Here is a 19,683-nt window from a genome sequence, read left to right on the forward strand (position 1 = left end):
TGCTTACTACTGATCAGTGTTTAAAATTTCATAAAAAGCTAAATCGACGCCATTGGTCCAACCAAAGCCATCTTGTGTGGGGTATTCCCCTCCCCCGGCTTTCATTGACGTATCAACAACGTTGTACTTCTCCATCATTTTGCCTTCTTGCGCATACACCTTTTCATTGAGTGCCAACCAGCGTTGCATAACCTCGTTAGCGAAAGCGCCTTCCTCGTAATTTAAAAGGCCTTTTACACCAATATATTGAAGTGGTGCCCACCCATTTGGGTAATCCCATTGTTCACCAGTATTCGATAATGTAGTGACAAAACCACCCGCCTTAAGAAAATGGTTATGGAGGTACTTAACAACTTGCTTTGCTGCAAGCGGCTTAGCTGCACCCACGTATAGCGGGTAAGCCATTGCCATAGAGGGGCGTTTAGTATGGGCTTTACGTTTGAAATCGTAGTCTTGATAAGTGCCGGTTTCTTCATCGAAATGGTACTTGTGGATTAGCGCTTTTCGTTCTTCTGACCGGTCTGTAAAGTACTTGGCTTTGCTTTCGTTGTTCTCTTGCTTGTGCAGCAAAGCGATGGTGGATTCCAACTGGTACAGTAAGCTATTCAAATCAACAGGAATAATGTCCATCGCATGCGTGGTTGTTTTATTCTTTCCATCACTAAACCAACGGCTACTAAAATCCCAACCCGACTCGCACACCGCCCTTAGGTTTCTAAAGAAACTGTCTTTTTCTGAGGACGTTTTATTTTGAGCCCAGCGACTTTCTTTGCCGTACGCTTCAGCACGGGGCTTTGCGATAGCACCATAATACCGATTTAAAAAGTCTCCGTTTTCTAAGGTAACTAAGTGCTCTCCTTCCTTGGCACTTGTGGGAATATCAGTATTTCCGTCCATCCAAAACAGATATTCTTTTTCAAGTTGAGGTAAGTACTGAACAATACTTTCAAGACCTTCCTTTTGTGCATACGCCATTAAAGTGGCTGCGAATAATGGTGGTTGTGAACGACTTAAGAAATAGCTTCGATTACCATTTGGAACAAAACCAAACTGGTCAATCTGGTAAGCAAAGTTATCAATCATCCCTTTAGCGAGTGTGGTGTGATCCGATGCCAATAACCCCACAATGGTAAAGTAACTGTCCCAGTAGAACATTTCCCTGAAGCGCCCTCCTGGCACCACGTAGGGGTTAGGCAGTTCTATCAAGCTAGAAAACTCAGACGTTTTAACCGGTTGCCTCACTAAGTTCTTCCAGTGGTTTTCAAGGTGGATCTGCAATGACGCTTCGTGAGTGACTTTTGTCTCTTTAGTCGCTTGAGGCAAGGAGAAGTTGTCTAATACGAATGCCTTCAGATCAAAACCTTTTGTGTCTTTCAACGATCCATACTTTTGTAAAATATCACGTGGCTCTTGCTTCGGAACGGCGTCGACAAAGGTTTTGTAGTCACCCAGAATTTTTGCGGTTTGTACTGCTTCAAAAAGCCCAGGGAACGCGTCTTCTGCTTGATAGACTTTTGATGAATAGCCCGCTGTATTTTCTTGTTGTGCCGATTGCACAGAAACGAATGGGCTAGACAACATGACTACTAATGCAACCTTGCTAAGTTGCTTATTTAATTTAACTGCTCTATTGCTTTCACGCATGTCTTTACCTCTATTTGAAATTTTATCGTCAGCCGTTTACTTTGGTTTTAACGCCCTGATGGTTTGTATAAATGTAATTTTTTACGCTTAATTATTCTGGAAACCGGTTTCCATACTAAATACAAAAATAGGCCATAAGATCCAACGCGTTAAAACACCGTTTGGGTATGTGTACCTACAGATGAATAAGTGTTAGATGAACATGGCTAAGAGTAGGGTTAACGTTAGCCCAACAAAGCCAATAATAGTGGCCATGCACGTCCAGGATATTAAGGTGGTTTTTACTGAAATATCGAAATAGCGGTTAATTATCCAAAATCCCGTATCGTTTACATGCGACATTGCTGTAGCTCCGGCAGCAATAGATATAGTCATTAGCGCTAATAAAGATGGTGATAACGACAATGCATTTACCACGGGTGCCATCAAACCTGCAGCCGTTAGCATTGCAACGGTAGCTGAGCCTTGAATAATCCTGACGGAAATGGCAATAAGAAACCCAGCCATAAGCGGTGGAAGAGGTGAAAGTGCCACTACATCGGCAAAGGCTTGACCTGCCCCCGAATCGATTAATACTTGTTTGAACATACCACCTGCACCAGTAACTAATATCACTAACGCTACTGGCTCTAACCCTTTCGATGCCACATTTCTCACTTGATCTGCGCTTAAGCCTTGGTTTTTTCCCAGCCACTTAAAACATGCCAATGTCGCAATGGTTAGGGCGATAAATGGGTGTCCAACAAAAATAAATACTTGTTTTAGTACACCGTCAGCTAACACAAATTTCGCAATTGACCCGATGAGGATCACAATGAGAGGAAAGAATAACAATGCCGCTACTAAAGAAAATGAGGGCAATGCTTCAACTGGTCTTGCTTCAATGTTTCTAATATGTTCCGGCACTGGCACATGGATTTTCTTAGCGATATAGGAAGCGTAAATTGGGCCCGCAATACAAGCACATGGCACACCAACGATAAAACCAAATAAAATCACTAGTCCAATGTCGGCATTTAATATAGAGGCTACGGCTACAGGCCCTGGCGTTGGTGGAATAAATGCGTGGGTGACCGCAAGTCCTGCTGCTAAGGGAATGCCATAATAAATTAATGACTTACCGGTTTTTTGCGCCATCGAATATATCAGCGGCATTAATATAATGAGTCCTACCTCAAAAAATACAGGTATCGCCACTAGGAAACCGGTGATAACCAGTGCCCATTGGCTATTCTTTTCACCGAACTTCTGCTTGATCGTTAGCGCCAGTCTATCCACGCCACCCGACTCTTCTAGGAATTGCCCGAACATTGCCCCTAATCCCACTATGGTAGCAACAAAACCAAGTGTATTTCCCATACCACTTTGCATGGAATTGAGAACTTCTGTAGCGTCCATTCCCGTGCCTATCCCCACAAAGGCTGCCGCAATAATAATGGCAATAAATGCATGTACTTTTCTAGCAATAACCAAATAGGCCAGCAGTACAATGCTGACGATGGCGAAAAAAAGAAGTGAAAAGGTATCTGACATGTTTCTTCCCTATAAACCTGCACTCAAACCTGCAGTTAGCGGCACGTAAAATTCTGAGGTACACGTTGAAAATTTTTATTATCTAGTAAACAGAGAACACCCAGGCAACCCGTTGTTATTCTATGCAACACTACGTTAACAAATTATATATTCGCCGTAACAATATTATAAAGAAACCTTGAACGCAACCGGTTTCCGAATTATGCTTAGTTTAAATTAATTAACGTAGTTTGGGCTCATTGCTTAGCATTGAATCAAAGAGGTAGTTGAATGACTGCAAATACCGTTTTCTTTATTACTGGGGTTTCAGGCACAGGGAAATCTACCATCGGCGAGCGTGTGGCTTCTGAACTGGGACTTGTTTTTGAGGAAGGTGATAGTTATCACCCTGCTGCTAGCGTAGAAAAAATGTCTGCTGGTATTCCGTTAGAAGATGCCGACAGATGGGACTGGCTAACGCGTTTGAATAAAATAGCCAAAGATCATTTGGCAAATGATCAAAGCGCTATTATTTCTTGTTCAGCGCTTAAAGCATCCTACCGAGCAATATTATGTGAAGGGCTTAGTAAAGAACTAACAGGAAGGCAAGCTGAAGAGAAAAAAATTCCATTAGCTAAAAGCGTTCAATCAAATGTAAGGTTCATCTACTTACATGGCTCTACCGATACCATTGGCCAAAGGCTTAAACAAAGACAGCATTTTTTTGTGGGCGATGATATGCTCAAAAGTCAGTTTTCTACCCTGGAAGTACCAAATAAAGATGAGGCTTTCTTTGTGGATGTTTCACAAAGTGTCGATGAGGTAGTGGAAATATGCAAGACGTTTATCAGCTCAGTGATAGATGCTACATAGCCCCCTTAGATTGGACGCCCTTTTTAAACAAGAGTATAGCGCCACATCACGGTGAAATAAGTAAACTGTGCAACAATAATAAAAAATGAATCTACCCTATGAAAAATATTAAAAAACGCACAACCATTTCAGACATCGCCGCACATTTAGGTATTCACAAAACTACCGTTTCTCGCGCACTTAAAGATTCAAGTAGTATTTCTAAAGCGTTATCGCTGAAAATAAAGAAAGCGGCTAAGGAATTAAATTACATCCCCAACCGTGCAGCACAAAGTTTATCTATTCAAAACAATAAAACAATTGCGTTGCTACTCCCTTCATTTGGAAACAATGTTTTTAATGATGTAGTTTCAGGCGTAAAAGCGGTTGCTGATGAACTTGGCTATGCATTAATGATTGGTGACTCTACCTATTCAGCGTTAGGGGAGGAACGAATTGTTGAATCCTATATTCAGCAAGCGGTTTCGGGGTTTATTCTCACTTCTAGTCGTCATACCGACGAAACGATAAGAATGTTAAAAACCACCGATGCGCCGGTTGCGGAAATTATGGATATGTCGGAGTCTACTTTTGATATTAACTATGGTGTAGATCATTTCAATGCGGCAAAAGAAATGACGGACTATTTAGTAAACGTGAAGGGCAGAAAGAAAATTGCTTTTTGTTCATTGCTGCTTGATTGGCGTGCTGTACTTAGAAAACGAGGCTGGGAGCAAGCCCTTCATAATGCACAGTTGCAAGATGATATGTGCCTTCAGTCACGTGCTGACGCCTCATTTCAAGCGGGCGCTGAATTGCTAGTGGAATCGCTTCATAAATGGCCAGACTTAGATGCCCTATTTTTTGTTAGTGATGAACTTGCAGCCGGAGCTGTAATGGAATGTAATCGCAGGGGAATAAAACCTGGAAAAGACATTGATATATGTGGTTTCAACGATTTGAGCTTTGCGAAAGCTATTTACCCTTCCCTTACCACGGTATCTACACCAAGAAGGGAGATGGCTGAATTAGCCACCCGATCATTGATATCAATTATTGAAGGTAAAAGTGTAAGCGAAACAAGCAAAGTGTTCCCCTATCACATTAAGTTAAGGGAAACCGCCTAGGCATTTTGCCTGCTTGCGCTTCCCTATCCTTCATTTTGCAGCAGTGTTAAATGACTTATGTTCAGGCTTAAAACATCAAGCGTTTCGTTTTAAGCCTTTAGTTTTTAACTCTATGCCCTAAGCCTCAAACTTATAATTGTGATAAGCCTTTATGGCTTTCTCCCACATCTGCCCTACTTCACCAGTACCAATGGTTTTACCATCAACTTCAATGACAGGGGCAATTTCTTTGCTTGACGAGGTTAACCATACTTCATCTGCATTGAATAAATCTTCCTTAGTAAACCACTTTTCTTCTACTGCCAAACCCGCTCGTTTAAATGCTTCTAACGCTATTTGACGGGTAATTCCGGGCAACAGCTGGTTGTCTAATGGTGGGGTAAAAATGGCATTATCTTTTACCATGAACACGTTGCAAGAGCTCGCCTCAGTGATAATGCCGTCACTGTTGTGCAAAATAGTTTCTTGCACACCACTATCTACCCCCGCCTGAAAATGCATCACATTACCTAACAATGAGGTTGATTTGATATGGCATCGCTGCCAGCGCTTGTCTTCTTCAAGCGCCACCTTAAAGGGCTTAACATTGGCTGCCTCTAGTGGTTGAGCTGGTGCAATTTCAAAGGCAAAACCAAATACGGTAGGCGTTATTTTTTGCGGGTAGGCATGATAACGCTTGGTGTCCGTTCCACGACTAATATGAAAATACACGCCAATGTTTCCGCTTGGGAGATAGCTGGCATTGGCGTCGATAAGCCCGTCTAGGTTTTGCTGCCACTGCTGTGCACTGTAAGGGTTAGTTATAGAAATAGCCGCCAATCCATCGCGCATTCTGCTTAAGTGGCCGGTCATGCCAACCGCTTTACCATGGTAAGTGGGAATAACTTCGTAAATACCATCACCGAATAAAAAGCCTCGGTCCATGGGGGAAATTTTAGCTTCTGATAACGGCATAAACTCACCGTTTAAAAATGCAATGGTCACTCTTATTCTCCTGTAAGGCGAAGTCGTTTTTGCCAATTTAATAAAAATGCGGCGCGAGCATCGTCGTAATGCTGACTCATGAAAGTAACAGTTTCCCCCGGCACGGCTTGCGCTAAACGATTAACATCAAGCAAACTTACACTGCCAAGCTTCGGATAACCGCCTAAGGTTTGTCTGTCTCGCATCATCACAATTGGTTGTCCGTCGGGCGGAATTTGCATCGCTCCGATATGTATTGCTTCAGAACGCATTTTAGTCATATTGCTATGTATGGGTGAACCAGACAGTCGATAGCCCATACGATTAATATTTGTTGTTACCGTGTACTCACTCAAAAACAATCGCCCTTTTTCAGACGAGCTAAACTTCTCTTCTTGATAGCCTAGGATAAGCGCTAAGGGCTGACTTAAGTCGTATCGCGGCCAGTGCTTCGGTGCAAGAGCCCTGTGAGCACTTTGTATTGTTGGGGTTTCAATATTGATGGTATCGCCAACCCCTAACGGTGCGCCTTTATTTTCAAGGCCGCCTATGCCTTCGCGCAAGACCGTGCACGCACTGCCTAAAGGTGAAGGTACTTGCCACCGACCGTGTATTGCAAGATAGGCTTTACTGCCCATGTGTTCACTGTCAATCGATACCCGATCACCCGCTTTCACAAAGATAGTTTCAAATGGAGAAACTGACTGATTATTTACCAGGCAAACCACACTGCGCCCCGTGGCAGCCACCTGCGCATTGGTATCACATACAAATTCTGCGCACCCTATAATTTCAATACAGGGCGTACCTTCTTGGTTACCAGCCAAATAATTTGCCCACCAATAGGCATCTTCATCCATGGGGCCTGACTGACAGAAGCCTTGATGTTGTTTACCTTGCCGACCGCTGTCGATAATTAGGCTCAGCAAACCATTTTTTTCAACACTAACCTTCATGCAAGTCTCTGAATTCCTGTTCTGTAATAGGCGCGAACTTTACATTGTCACCCACTTTTAAAAGCGCGTTATGGCTGGTATCCACCAAGTTCAGTGGGCATAAACCCAACAAGTGCCAGCCGCCAGGCGATGACGAAGGATAAATAGCGGTTTGCGCGTCGGCAATAGCAACCGCTCCTTTGGGCACCTGCTTTCTAGGCGTTTCTAATCTTGCGCAGTGCAACGTTTCAGGTACATGCCCCATATAAGCAAAGCCTGGCGCAAAGCCCACAGCGTAAACTTTGTAAGTCATGCTGATGTGAGCATCAATAACATCCTGCTCACTTAACCCCGTTTTCTGGCTAACCAAAGCTAAGTCGTTTGCCGATTCTGCCCCGTACCACACAGGTATTTCATGAGTTTTCACGCTAATACCACCCGTACTACTTATACTCATGCTTGCATCTTGCGCTGCCAGCGAACGAAGCATCTGATAAACATAATGGCTATCCACTTTATGAGCATCAAACACCAACAGCAAAGAATCGTAGGCTGGAACGCATTCTTTCAGCCATGGAAACATCAAATTTGTGATGGTGTGTAACCAATGCTGACATCGCGCATTGGCGATATCTACCGTATCGCCCGCGAAGTACAAAAGTATGGCATCTAAACCTGCAGGTACTATCTGCTTAATATCCCCAAAGGGATGCATAGTAATATCCTTAGTAAAAAGGGTGAAATTATGGCGAAGTTAAGGCATTCACATGATTTAATGAGTAAAAGGTAATTTCACTTGGTGTTATTTCTTGTGCTTTAGCTTCTACTTTTCCTTATGCCTGCACACCGTCTATTTCATGCATGCACGAATTTGCTGCGCAATGTCTACAGCACCTGCGGTATCGCCATGTACGCACAGTGTGTCAGCCTGCAATGGCAGTCTTTGCCCGCTAACGGTGATGACTTCCCCATCTTCAATCAAAAGCTTCGCTTGGGTTAGCGCTTCTGCGGCGGTTAACACCGCGCCTTCTTGTGAGCGAGGCTGCAAAAAACCTTCATCGGTATAGCGACGATCTGAAAACGCTTCGAATATTAACGCCAATCCATATTCTTGTGATTCAAGCACCAGCGCTTCATTGTGTGCGTGAGATTGCACCATCAACCCCAACCGGCCTTTGTTAATACTCCCCACAGCTTGCATGACCGCAGTACGCACTTGAGGGTCAAGCATCATGTCGTTGTATAGCGCACCATGGGGTTTCACATAACTCACTGGCACCCCGACAATACTTGCCATCCCCATCAATGCACTGACTTGATATTGAATACAGGCTATCAGTTCTTTTATCGGCATAGCGAGACTTCGACGTCCAAACCCTTGTAAATCGGGATAAGATGGGTGTGCACCTATTTCCACATTACTGTTTTTAGCCAGATACAACGCTTGTTTCATCACCACGGGATCACCGGCATGAAAGCCGCACGCAATATTCGCTTGATCGATAAATTTCATAATGTCGGCATCTACAGGCATTTGCCATGCACCGAAACTTTCACCTAAATCGCAATTTAACTTCATAAGTGTTTAGCTCTTAACCTCAATCCGATATCATGTTACCTGTTCTTTTTTAAAAGTCAGTGTTAATGATAAATATTGGAAAAATTAATACATTAAAAGTGGTCGCCGAATATCCGTTTGGCTATGCGCTAGCACCACTTACCGATAATGTAGATGAAACCGACTACAGTAGTGAAGATATGCCTACTGTAACCTTACCTCACGACGAAGTAACCACGTCGCTGGAAGTGGAACAAACCCTAGATGTGTTTGTGGCTACCGATCAGCGCGGCGATTTGTTTGCTACCTTGAAGCCACCGCGCATACAAGTAGGTGAAACCAAGGTACTCAAAGCAGTCTCGGCTACACATTTCGGTGCATTCTTCGACTGGGGCCTAGAGAACGACTTACTCATACCCGCCGATTATCAAGAATCGCCTATAGATCCCGGCATGTATTATGTTGTTCACGCTTTCTTTGATGAAAAAACAAATCGAATTTTAGGTGCAACTCGTTTGCACTACTTCCTTAAAGAAGGTAGCGCCTATCTTAGCGAAGGTGAAAATGTGAGTTGTTTGGTTTATGCCAAATCTGACTTAGGCTTTAAAGTGGTATTGAACGAAAAAGCCCTAGGCCTAATTTTCCATAGCGATGCATTCAAACCGCTTAAAGTAGGGCAATCTACCGATGGCGTAGTCAAAACCATTCGTGAAGATGGCAAGATTGATGTGGTGTTACAGCGTCATGATAAGGAAACCCGTGATGCCTTGCAGCAAGCCATCTTAGATGATTTGGACGCCCACGGTGGTATTTCAACCTTAACGGACAAAAGTCCGCCCGATGCCATTTACCAGCATTTTAATGTGAGTAAAGCCGCGTATAAAAAAGCGTTAGGCGCATTGTACAAACAAAAGAAAATCACCATTGGCGCAGACGCCGTTCGTCTCACCCAATCGTAAGCAGGATACGAAATGAAAGCACAAGTTTCATGGGATAAAGACCTCACTTTCACCGGTACTACCGACAGTGGGTATAAGACCGTCATGGACGGTAGTGGAAATGCAATATCACCAATGGAGTCAGTATTATTAGCTGTTGGCGCATGCTCCAGTATTGATGTGGTAGAGATCCTTAAAAAAGGCCGCCACGAAATTGAAAGCTGTGAATGTGAACTAGAAGCCGATCGTGCTGATGACGCCCCTCGCGTGTTTACAAAAATTCATGCCCACTACACTGTGGTAGCGAGCAGCGTGACCGAGAAAGCATTAGCGCGTGCAGTACAACTTTCTACTGAAAAATACTGCTCGGTTATGTTGATGCTAACCGGCAATGTGGAGATCACCACCAGCTATACTTTAGTTGAATCCACACACAATTAGGCTAATACACCACCTATTAGTGTAAAGGGCTATCAGAGATTGATGGCCCTTTTTTATTCCCCCACAAAAACCAATCTAACCACCTGATTGTTAAAGAATAAATATCTTCTTACATTTACTGGCATGGTTGCTGCTGTAAATTGGTATTACTCTAATAATTAACGACAACAATCAGGTATTTAACCATGGACGCTTCGTTTAACTCTCTTCGCACACTGTCCCTTACTGGCGGCATACTTTCTTTATCTTTGCTACTAGGTGCGTGTACCGACGCCGACGCTATAAACCCAACCGAAGACATCGCTGAAACGGTGATCGCAATCCCGGTAGAAGCCGCTGTGGTAACCAATGGCTCAATTAGTTCCACTTATACAACCACTGCTATTTTGGAAGCGAGAGAAGAAGCGTTTGTGGTAGCAAGGGCTTCCGGCATAATTGAACAGATAGTGGTAGAAGAAGGCGACTACGTTGAAAAAGGTCAAATTCTAGCGCAATTAGACAAACGCAGATACGAACTCAACCTTGCGAAGGCAAAGGCAGATTTAACCGGTTTAGAGCGTGAATTAGATAAAGTAAACAAAGTGTATTCTAAGAACCTTATCAGCGTTGATACTTACGACAAACTAACCGCCCAATACGAATCAGCCAAAGCGTCGGTTCATCTTGCTGAACTAGATTTAAAAGAAACCACCATTACTGCCCCTATTAGCGGTTTTATCGCTTCTCGAAACGCCAAAGTAGGTAACTTGACTGAATCTTTCCAGCGAGAGCGCATGTTTCATATTGTGCAGCAGCAGAATTTACAAGGTGTGGTGTATTTACCTGAAAATGAATTGCAGAATGTGGCGGTAGGTCAACCCGCCACCCTTATTATTGCTGCACTTGGCAATAAATCGTTAATGGCATCAGTAGAGCGCATTAGCCCTGTTATTGATGCAACCACCGGCACGTTTAAAGTTACCCTTGCGGTGCCAAATGAAAAACACGTATTAAAAGCGGGCATGTTCACTGACGTAGCCCTTGAGTATGCACTTCACAATAGCGCTACGCTACTTCCTCGACGTGCCCTTATTACCATGGACAACCAACATAGCGTCTTTGTTGTTAAAGACAATATAGCCACAAAAGTCGACATTGTGACTGGCTTTGAACAGGATGAAATGATTGAGGTATTAAGCGGCTTACAAGGTGATGAAAAAGTGGTTACTGCTGGCCACCAAAACCTAAAAGACCAAGCCCCTGTTGATGTCGTTAACGGCTAAGCCCGCTATAAAAAGGATATACCATGCGTATTGTTGATATAGCGGTTAAACGCCCGGTTGCCGTGTCTATGTTTACTTTTGCTGTACTGTTGTTTGGTATGGTCTCATTAGGTCGGTTATCGGTAAATTTACTGCCAGACCTCTCCTACCCCACGCTAACCATTAGAACCGATTACACGGGTGCTGCTCCAGGCGAAGTGGAACAACTTGTTTCTAAACCTATTGAAGAAGCCATTGGCGTAGTAAAAGGGGTAAGAAAAGTAACTTCTACTTCACGTGCTGGCCAATCAGACGTGGTGATGGCGTTTAGATGGGGCACAGATATGGATTTCGCGAGTTTAGAAGTGCGCGAAAAGCTTGATGTGCTTCAACTCCCTCTCGACATTGAAAAGCCTCGTCTGTTGCGCTTTAACCCAAGTTTAGATCCGGTTATCAAACTAGGGCTCACAGAAGATGTACTCACTGGCCAACTGTCTACCACCCAAATGAAAAGGCTACGGTTATACGGCGAGCAACAAGTGAAACGCGCCCTCGAATCTGTTGAGGGTGTGGCAGCTGTGCGTGTTGGCGGTGGCCTTGAAAACGAAGTACACATTCTTATCGACCAACGTAAAGCCAGTCAGTTATCTATCCCTATTACCCGTATTATTGATCGTATTAAAGCCGAAAATGTGAACGCCGCGGGTGGTCGTATTGAAGGCGATGCCCAAGCGTTCTTAGTGCGCACACTGAATCAATTCGAAAACCTAACGGAAATAGAGAACCTGTTTATTGGCCGCTTTGAAGGTAGAAATATTCAATTAAAAGATGTGGCGACGGTAGAGGGTGCTTATAAAGATCGCAGTGTGGTAACTCGCTTCAATGGCAGTGAAGGGGTTGAAATTGCGATTTACAAAGAAGGCGATGCAAATGCAGTTGATGTAGCAAAGCAAATAGCCTCCCGCCTTAGTGAAATTGAGAATGACATTCCTGCGAATTACACACTGACGCAAATATACGATCAGAGTGTTTTCATAAAACAAGCTATCGATAATGTTAAGTCAGCGGCTATTATGGGCGGCTTACTTGCCATGCTAGTGTTATATCTATTTCTTAAGGATTTTTGGACTACAGTGATCATCTCTGTGTCTATTCCTGTCTCGGTTATTGCCACCTTCAACCTGATGTATGCCAACGATATAAGCCTAAACATGATGAGTTTAGGGGGGATTGCACTGGCTGTGGGTTTGCTTGTCGATAACAGTATTGTGGTGTTAGAAAACATCGACCGCCACAAAAAACGTAAACAAGCCATGTTGGCAAACAATGCTCATGGTGATATTAGTCACAGTACTCCTGTTTTGGCTGACGATCCTGCCGCATCAGGCACTAAGGAAGTATCGGGTGCCATTGTTGCTTCTACACTAACCACTATGGCCGTATTTGTGCCGCTTATTTTTGTAGAAGGCATTGCCGGTCAGCTATTTAGAGATCAAGCGCTAACCGTCAGTTTTGCACTCGCCGCCTCGTTAGTTGTCGCGCTCACACTTATTCCCGCCATGGCGCGAAGAAAGCAAAAAACGCAGCTTGCACACGAAGATACTTTTTCATCACCCACAAAAGCCCGCCCCACGACCTTGCTAGGGAAAATTGGCTATGTCGTAAAATGGCCTTTTGCAATGTTACTTCGCTTTGTGTTCGTTTATTTGCCGGCTGCGCTAATTACCTTAGTGATTGGTGCATGGCATATTCTTGCCAAGGGCTTGTCGTTGTTGTTTACGCCCTTAGTGTGGTTATTTAACAAAGGTTTTAATGGTCTGGAAAAAGTGTATCACCAAGCCTTAATTGCAAGCTTGAAGGCTAGAACACTTGTGGTCATGATAGCCTTAGTTTCAGCGGGTGGTGCGCTCTTCCTTGTCCCTAAACTGGGTATGGAGCTTATTCCCACTATGTCGCAAGGTGAATTCTCGATAGATATTACCCTACCAGCGGGTACCCCCCTAAGCACAACTGATGCAACGTTATCGAACTTATCGGCAATAGCATCGGCAGATTCAAACGTAGCAAGAACTTACGCCATGTCGGGTACCGGAAGTTTAATTAGTGCCGCGCCTAGCCAAGGTGGCGATCACTGGGGAAGACTCAACATCGTAATGGCCCCTAATGCCAATACAAGCTCGAGCGAAAGCAAAAATGCGAGTAGCAATATGGATAACGTAAAGACCGCTCTACGCGACGCACTTAACCGTTACCCAAATGTTCAAGCTACCTTTACTGAGCCAGAACTCTTTACCTTTGCCTCGCCTATTCAAGTTGAAGTGAGTGGCTATGATTTACGCCAACTTCAAACGTATAGCGATAAAATTGCCCACGAATTAAGTACACATGACAATTTCACCGATATTTCTACCAGTATTCGTGAAGGTAACCCAGAACTAAAAATTGAGTTTCATCATGCCAAGCTGTCTCGTTTAGGCCTTGATGCTGCCACGGTGTCGTCTTTAATTGCCGCTAAAATTGGTGGCCGCGTTGCCACACAATACAGCCTCGAAGATAGAAAGGTTGATGTACTCGTGCGTACCAAAGACAGTCAGCGCGACAACATCAATGATGTACGCGCCATTGTCGTGAACCCTGACTCATCACAGCCTATTCCCCTTGGTGCCGTTGCCGATGTTTACATGAGTGTAGGGCCCAGTGAAATTACGCGCATTGGGCAGCAACGGGTGGCATTAATTTCCGCGAATTTAGCAAAAGGGAAGCTAGATGAGGCCGTTTCATTGGTCAATAAGGTGCTTAACGATACACAGTTACCTTTGTCGATGGATGCCACAGTGACTGGGCAAAGTGAGGATATGCAAGATAGCTTCAGGTCGCTGCAATTTGCCTTAGCGTTGGCTATTTTCATGGTGTACTTGGTGATGGCGTCGCAATTTGAATCACTACTTCATCCACTGCTTATACTGTTTGCGGTTCCCCTTGCTGGTGCAGGTTCTGTGTACGGCCTATGGCTTACCAATACACCATTGAACGTAGTGGTTTTCATCGGGCTGATTATGCTTTGCGGTATAGTGGTTAACAACGCCATTGTGCTTGTTGATCGCATTAACCAATTACGTGCTAACGGCATGGAAAAAAACGCAGCCATCATCGATGCAGGAAAAACCCGTTTACGCCCCATTGTGATGACAACCCTGACGACCATTTTAGGCTTGATGCCCATGGCGTTTGGATTAGGTGAAGGCGCTGAAATACGCACACCTATGGCCATTACCGTAATTTTCGGATTGCTATTTTCTAGCTTGCTTACCCTAATATTGCTGCCCGTGCTTTACAGCCTTTTCGATAAAAAGGTCTCGACTGTGGTAGAAAAAAACCAAGGGGCAGACGTTTCGGGAGGCGCCTATGAAAACGCCTAACGATGAGCATAACAAGGGCGCTACGCAACCTGATAAGCCCACTGAAAATACTATCAATGGCATTGGCGCGGCACTAGCACGCTTTGCGTTAAACCGCCCAGTGACTATAGGCATGGTGTTTATTTCCATGTTGTTATTTGGCGCAGTGTCTGGAAAGTTGTTGCCCCTGGAGAAATTCCCTGGCATAGACATTCCTGAAATGGTAGTTGAAGTGCCCTACCCCGATGCTACGCCGGTAGAAATTGAAACCATGATCACCCGCCCGGTGGAAGAAGCCATCGCCACCATGTCGGGTATTAAACGATTGCGGGCAAGGTCGTATGAAAACAAAGCGGAAATCATTGTTGAGTTTGATTGGGATGAAAACCTTAAGGCAAAGGGCGTAGAAGCCAGGGAAAAAATTGACGCTATTCGCCACTTACTTCCTGCTGATGTAGAGCGTGTCATGGTGTACAAATTCAACACCAATGATATGCCCATTTTTCAACTCCGCGTTTCGAGCGATCGTGACTTATCCCTCGCGTATGACTTATTAGAGCGTAATTTAAAGCGCCCTATTGAGCGCGTTGCTGGTGTGTCTAAGGTTGAACTATACGGCACTCTCAAAAGGCAAATTACTATTCGGTTAGATCCGAAATTAATGACGGCCTATCAAGTGGATGTCACTGCATTGGGGCAAAAGCTTCAAAACGCCAACTTTTCGTTAACCGCAGGCTACATGTATGACAACGGCGAGAAAATACTGGTTAATCCCGTTGGGGAATTTACCGATATGGCCAATTTCGAAAACATGTGGGTTTCACCCAATGTGCGTTTGTCCGACATTGCCACAATCAGCTTTGAATTGCCCGAGCAAAGCGAAGGCCGCCACCTAGATAGAACCTTTGCGGTTGGGTTTAATATATTCAGAGAGTCTGGTAGCAATTTAGTCGAAGTTTCCTCTGACGTTATGAAAGTGATAGAGGAAGCCAAGTCTGACCCTGCGTTTACGGGTATTAACCTGTTTGTTATGGACGATGTGGCAAAAAGCGTCACCTCATCGCTGTCTGATTTGCTCAGTGCTGGATTGTTAGGTGCATTACTTTCTATCGTGGTGCTGTATTTATTTTTGCGCCAGCTTACCACAACTCTCATTGTCGTACTGTCAGTTCCATTCTCAATCTGCATTACATTGGGAGTGATGTACTTGATGGGCTACACCCTAAATATCTTGTCTCTGATGGGCTTGATGTTAGCAGTAGGTATGTTGGTTGATAATGCGGTGGTTATTACCGAAAGTATCTTTCAAGAACGACAACAAGATAACCATATTAGCCGCGCCACCCAGCGTGGAGTTAACAGTGTCAGCTTGGCCGTTATTGCAGGAACCGCCACTACCGCTATTGTATTTTTACCTAACATTGTGGGCGTGAAAATTGATGTAACGATATTTTTAGAGCACGTCGCCATCGCCATTTGTATCTCGCTTTTCGCCTCGTTGTTTATTGCCAAAACCTTAATCCCTTTACTTACTACAAAAATAGCGATTCCTGAAGCGAAAGAAGACAGCACGCCTGGCTATATCACGCGATATGGTCGAATACTGTCTTGGGTAATGGTAAACCAAGGAAAAACATCACTGATTGCATTAGGTATTTTGCTTTCTACTGCTATTCCTATGCAGGTCGTTACCTCCGATGATGAAGGTAACGATAATCAAGAACGAATTTGGCTAAATTATCACGTTACTCAGAACTACACGCTTGATGAAGTAGAAAAAACGGTGGATAAAATGGAGGCGTTTTTATATGAAAACCAAAAACGCTTCCACATTAAACAAGTTTATACCTATTTCACGCCAGGGCATGCAGTAAGTGGAATAACCCTAAACGACGATCTCCCTGTGAGTGTGGGTACGATTAAAGAAGATATTCGAGAAAACATGCCTGCCTTCGTTAGAGCTCGACCATCATTTCAATGGGACAGTGGTAACGGCGGCGGTGTGCGTATTACCTTGTTGGGCGAATCTTCAGATACCTTGCTAGAAATATCAGAACGCCTTATCCCTATACTCGCTAATATTGATGGACTCACCGATGTGAAAGCCGATACTGGCTCTAAACGTGACGAACTTCAGATTCGAATTGATAGAGAAAAGGCGAATAGGTTAGGAATTCAAGTGAGTGACGTAGCCCAGCTTGTGGCTACGGCATTAAGAGGCGCGAATTTACGCACATTTCGATATGGTGATGCAGGTGAAGTGAATGTTCAGCTTCGCTACGGCAGTGATGTTCAAAAATCATTGGATGCTCTTAAGCATATTAATATTGGGTTTAACCAAGACCGGGCAATCACCCTTGCTATGGTGGCGGATTTTTCGGTTGAGCAGCAACTTTCGCAGATAAATCGAAGCTACCGACAAACGGCGTTAGATATAGGCGCAAATTTGGAAGATGATGCCACTATAGAAGAAGCCAAAGAGCGTATTCAACAGGCACTAGCCCATATCGAACTCCCCACGGGTTACCAGTGGACACTAGATGGCAGCTTTTCACGCCAAGATGAGGCCAATGGGGTGATGCAAATGAATATGCTGCTCGCTTTGTGCATGATTTATGTGGTGATGGCGGCGCTGTTTGAATCGCTAGTGCTACCTACCTCGGTGATTACGTCGTTACTCTTTTCATTTACCGGCGTCTTTTGGGCCTTTATGGTCACGGGTACATCCATGTCGATAATGGGCATGATTGGCATGCTAATTCTCATGGGTATTGTGGTGAATAATGGGATTGTATTAGTCGATAGAATTAATCAACTGGTTAATGAGGGGATAACCCTTTATGACGCCGTTGTGCAAGGCGCACAATCTCGCATTCGCCCCATTTTAATGACGGTAGCAACAACTGTTCTAGGCTTAGTGCCCCTTGCTATGGGTGCAACAAGAATAGGTGGCGACGGACCGCCTTACTCGCCAATGGCCATTGCCATTATTGGTGGGCTAGTGTTCTCTACCATGACCAGTTTATTTTTGGTACCACTTGCTTATGTGTTGCTACTCAAGCTGCGTTTTAATACTCAGCGAATGATAGTCAACGGACAAGCTAGAATAGCTAAACTTATTAAAGTGTGAATAGTGTAGTTACGATGACTAAGCCGTAAATAGTGTTAAGCATTACTTACGTAGCGGGTGTTTCTGCTGATAAAACATAACAGCACAGCCACCCGCTAACTTAGTAAACGCACAATTAACTACGTGACGTTAGGTATTCGTGAACTGAGTTGGCATCACGCTCAACAGAGAACTTGATTAAGTTAACACCGTTACATGTTAAACCGTCTTCTGCAGTAACCATGCGTAATACTTCACGTTGGCTAGCACCAATACGACCTACGTTACGGGCAAGGTTTGAACGTAATACTTTAATATCATCAAGTACAACCGCTTTACAGAAGCCTGAAAATTGTGTTTCGCCTACAAAACGAACGTCTTTTTCTGGCGCAGCGTTAGCATTAACAGCAAAAGCTAGTGCAGCAGTAGCAGCTAAAGTCTTAAGTAATTTCATCATTAGATCCTCAAAGGTTTTGGCAAACTCGGTAAAAGCAGTTCAAGGAAGGAATTCCCTGAGTGCCCTTTATTTATGACCTAAAATGGAAATTAATGCTGTTTAAAGATTGTATAAGGCGAGTAAACTAACGGTAAATCAGAATGTTACTAAGTCATTAACAAACTACACACCTGATTTATAAAGAGTTATTAGTTTGATTTATAACGGTTCGTTATAGCTGTGAGCTTTTTACTATTAAAAAGGTCTAATACTTTTGTCTATTCTTGTACAAATAAAAGCCTGATGTATGAAATTTTCACAAAAAAAGGCAGAGCAATGAGATAAAACCCCGTTACCCCGCCCAACTTTGTTGTAATAAAACTACATTTTAGTCATATTTTCTTGCACGCTTAGTCGAAATAGCGTCGATATATGCGTGCCACGATGCATAACCGATTAGCGGCATTAATATGATAAAGCCAACGAAGCCTGTAACGAAGCCAATAGCCACCGCCGTAAATATAATGGCGCCCCATATGAGCATGGGAACTTTATTTACCCATACCGCGTTAACACTGGTGAGTAACGCCGTGGCTAAATCGACCTTACGTTCCATTAATATAGGTTGAGTGAAGGCTGTAACAAATAGCATGGCTAAGGTGAAACCTGCCCCCACTATCGAGCCCAGTACCAGAAATGGCATTAAACTCTGAAGGGTGGTTTCTATATTCGACGGATATAGTGCGTGAATGAGCGAAGCCACCCGCAGCCAAAATATCATCATCACCATTAGCAAAATACCAAACCCCCATTCATTCACTGCATTTCTTCGCATGGCGCGCAATGAATGCATAAAGGTAGGCTTGTGCCCTTTTTCCAATTCCCAACTTATATCATATAAACCTGCAGCCAAGAACGGACCAATCAACATAAAACACACTATGGCGGGCATTATCACCAAGTGCCAGCCTGTCATCTCTACTAGGTACATTATGAACCAAGGAATAACGGCAAACATAACGCCATATACCGCGGTTAAAATAGGCGTGCGCATAGCGTCGCGCAAACCAAGTGAAAGCCATTTTATAGGATCGCCTATATCGAGTTCCTTACAAGGGATTACCCTTGCAATACCGCTTTGAGTTATCGCATTTTCTGGGGTTTCTTTAAAATGGTGCGACATAATGAGAATTACCTCTGCTATTACACGTAAAAGGTGTTGGCGCGCCCATCCTAATGCGCCGTACTTATACGATAGGCCGATTCACTTAATTTTACAATTAATTAACAAGATTTTAGCCTTTTTGATGAGTTTCTATTTCTAATTAGCTGTTAATTGGTAAGTTTACTCTATGAAGTTTTTTTTAATATTGTGTTTATCAATCACTTTTTAGGTATTTCCGACCAATTTTATGATGCAAACCTCAATTCCCCGCACGCTTTTTAACCAAATCGAAATATTTTTCACGTTTAGCGCTAAATTAGGCTTCGCAAGGGTATGTGGTTTACGTTAACCTCAAGGTCTGTAA

15 protein-coding genes are annotated in these 19,683 nt (G+C 43.8%); 7 read left to right on the forward strand and 8 right to left on the reverse strand.

Going from position 1 to position 19,683, the window contains the following annotated elements; genetic code table 11:
- Nucleotides 1–6: 6 nt before the first annotated feature.
- The gene (locus JKP82_RS12185) at nucleotides 7–1,644 is read right to left on the reverse strand and encodes a trehalase family glycosidase (protein WP_232370617.1); all 1,638 of its coding nucleotides are present in this window, start codon (nucleotides 1,642–1,644) and stop codon (nucleotides 7–9) included.
- 192 nt (nucleotides 1,645–1,836) lie between these two features.
- Nucleotides 1,837–3,177, reverse strand: coding sequence for a GntP family permease (locus JKP82_RS12190; protein ID WP_218397190.1), 1,341 nt, complete (start codon nucleotides 3,175–3,177; stop codon nucleotides 1,837–1,839).
- A 270-nt stretch (nucleotides 3,178–3,447) separates the two neighbouring features.
- On the opposite strand from JKP82_RS12190, the gene JKP82_RS12195 reads away from it, so the two are divergent.
- Together JKP82_RS12195 and JKP82_RS12200 are read left to right on the forward strand one after the other, a co-directional pair.
- Nucleotides 3,448–4,029 (forward strand): gluconokinase, encoded by a 582-nt coding sequence (locus tag JKP82_RS12195; protein WP_159530641.1) that lies wholly within the window; start codon nucleotides 3,448–3,450, stop codon nucleotides 4,027–4,029.
- A gap of 98 nt (nucleotides 4,030–4,127) precedes the next feature.
- On the forward strand, nucleotides 4,128–5,135 hold the full coding sequence (locus JKP82_RS12200; RefSeq protein ID WP_159530643.1) for a LacI family DNA-binding transcriptional regulator: 1,008 nt from the start codon (nucleotides 4,128–4,130) through the stop codon (nucleotides 5,133–5,135).
- A 117-nt stretch (nucleotides 5,136–5,252) separates the two neighbouring features.
- Here JKP82_RS12200 and JKP82_RS12205 read toward each other — a convergent pair whose 3' ends face one another.
- The 4 genes from JKP82_RS12205 to JKP82_RS12220 all read right to left on the reverse strand — a co-directional run bounded on the left by JKP82_RS12205 (nucleotide 5,253) and on the right by JKP82_RS12220 (nucleotide 8,612).
- Nucleotides 5,253–6,119, reverse strand: a complete 867-nt coding sequence (locus tag JKP82_RS12205) for a D-amino acid aminotransferase (RefSeq protein WP_159530645.1) — start codon at nucleotides 6,117–6,119, stop codon at nucleotides 5,253–5,255.
- Nucleotides 6,120–6,121: 2 nt separating this feature from the next.
- A complete protein-coding gene (locus JKP82_RS12210) occupies nucleotides 6,122–7,054 on the reverse strand; it encodes a 5-oxoprolinase subunit C family protein (protein ID WP_218397192.1) in 933 nt (310 codons plus the stop codon).
- Nucleotides 7,044–7,748 (reverse strand): 5-oxoprolinase subunit B family protein, encoded by a 705-nt coding sequence (locus tag JKP82_RS12215; RefSeq protein ID WP_159530649.1) that lies wholly within the window; start codon nucleotides 7,746–7,748, stop codon nucleotides 7,044–7,046. The genes JKP82_RS12210 and JKP82_RS12215 overlap by 11 nt, the downstream gene beginning before the upstream one ends.
- A gap of 135 nt (nucleotides 7,749–7,883) precedes the next feature.
- Nucleotides 7,884–8,612, reverse strand: coding sequence for a 5-oxoprolinase subunit PxpA (locus JKP82_RS12220; protein ID WP_218397194.1), 729 nt, complete (start codon nucleotides 8,610–8,612; stop codon nucleotides 7,884–7,886).
- 65 nt (nucleotides 8,613–8,677) lie between these two features.
- Between JKP82_RS12220 and JKP82_RS12225 the strand changes: the two genes are divergently transcribed.
- The 5 genes from JKP82_RS12225 (at nucleotide 8,678) to JKP82_RS12245 (ending at nucleotide 17,739) form a co-directional block, all read left to right on the forward strand.
- Complete coding sequence (locus JKP82_RS12225; protein WP_159530653.1) at nucleotides 8,678–9,550, forward strand: CvfB family protein; 873 nt, start codon at nucleotides 8,678–8,680, stop codon at nucleotides 9,548–9,550.
- A gap of 12 nt (nucleotides 9,551–9,562) precedes the next feature.
- Nucleotides 9,563–9,970: an OsmC family protein gene (locus tag JKP82_RS12230; RefSeq protein WP_159530655.1), complete on the forward strand. Its 408-nt coding sequence runs from the start codon at nucleotides 9,563–9,565 to the stop codon at nucleotides 9,968–9,970.
- 185 nt (nucleotides 9,971–10,155) lie between these two features.
- The gene (locus tag JKP82_RS12235) at nucleotides 10,156–11,232 is read left to right on the forward strand and encodes an efflux RND transporter periplasmic adaptor subunit (RefSeq protein WP_159530657.1); all 1,077 of its coding nucleotides are present in this window, start codon (nucleotides 10,156–10,158) and stop codon (nucleotides 11,230–11,232) included.
- A gap of 23 nt (nucleotides 11,233–11,255) precedes the next feature.
- Complete coding sequence (locus JKP82_RS12240) at nucleotides 11,256–14,630, forward strand: efflux RND transporter permease subunit (protein ID WP_218397196.1); 3,375 nt, start codon at nucleotides 11,256–11,258, stop codon at nucleotides 14,628–14,630.
- A complete protein-coding gene (locus JKP82_RS12245; protein WP_220099936.1) occupies nucleotides 14,617–17,739 on the forward strand; it encodes an efflux RND transporter permease subunit in 3,123 nt (1,040 codons plus the stop codon). The genes JKP82_RS12240 and JKP82_RS12245 overlap by 14 nt, the downstream gene beginning before the upstream one ends.
- A gap of 115 nt (nucleotides 17,740–17,854) precedes the next feature.
- Here the strand turns inward: JKP82_RS12245 and JKP82_RS12250 are convergent, their stop codons facing one another.
- Both JKP82_RS12250 and JKP82_RS12255 read right to left on the reverse strand, forming a co-directional pair.
- Nucleotides 17,855–18,172, reverse strand: coding sequence for a DUF3718 domain-containing protein (locus JKP82_RS12250; protein WP_057792150.1), 318 nt, complete (start codon nucleotides 18,170–18,172; stop codon nucleotides 17,855–17,857).
- Between the two features lie 370 nt (nucleotides 18,173–18,542).
- Nucleotides 18,543–19,337 carry a DUF2189 domain-containing protein gene (locus JKP82_RS12255; protein ID WP_159530661.1) on the reverse strand — a complete coding sequence of 265 codons (795 nt, stop codon included), beginning with the start codon at nucleotides 19,335–19,337 and terminating at the stop codon, nucleotides 18,543–18,545.
- Between the last annotated feature and the right edge of the window lie 346 nt (nucleotides 19,338–19,683).

The sequence above is a fragment of the Alteromonas lipotrueae genome (genome assembly GCF_019249215.1).
Lineage (GTDB): Bacteria > Pseudomonadota > Gammaproteobacteria > Enterobacterales > Alteromonadaceae > Alteromonas > Alteromonas lipotrueae.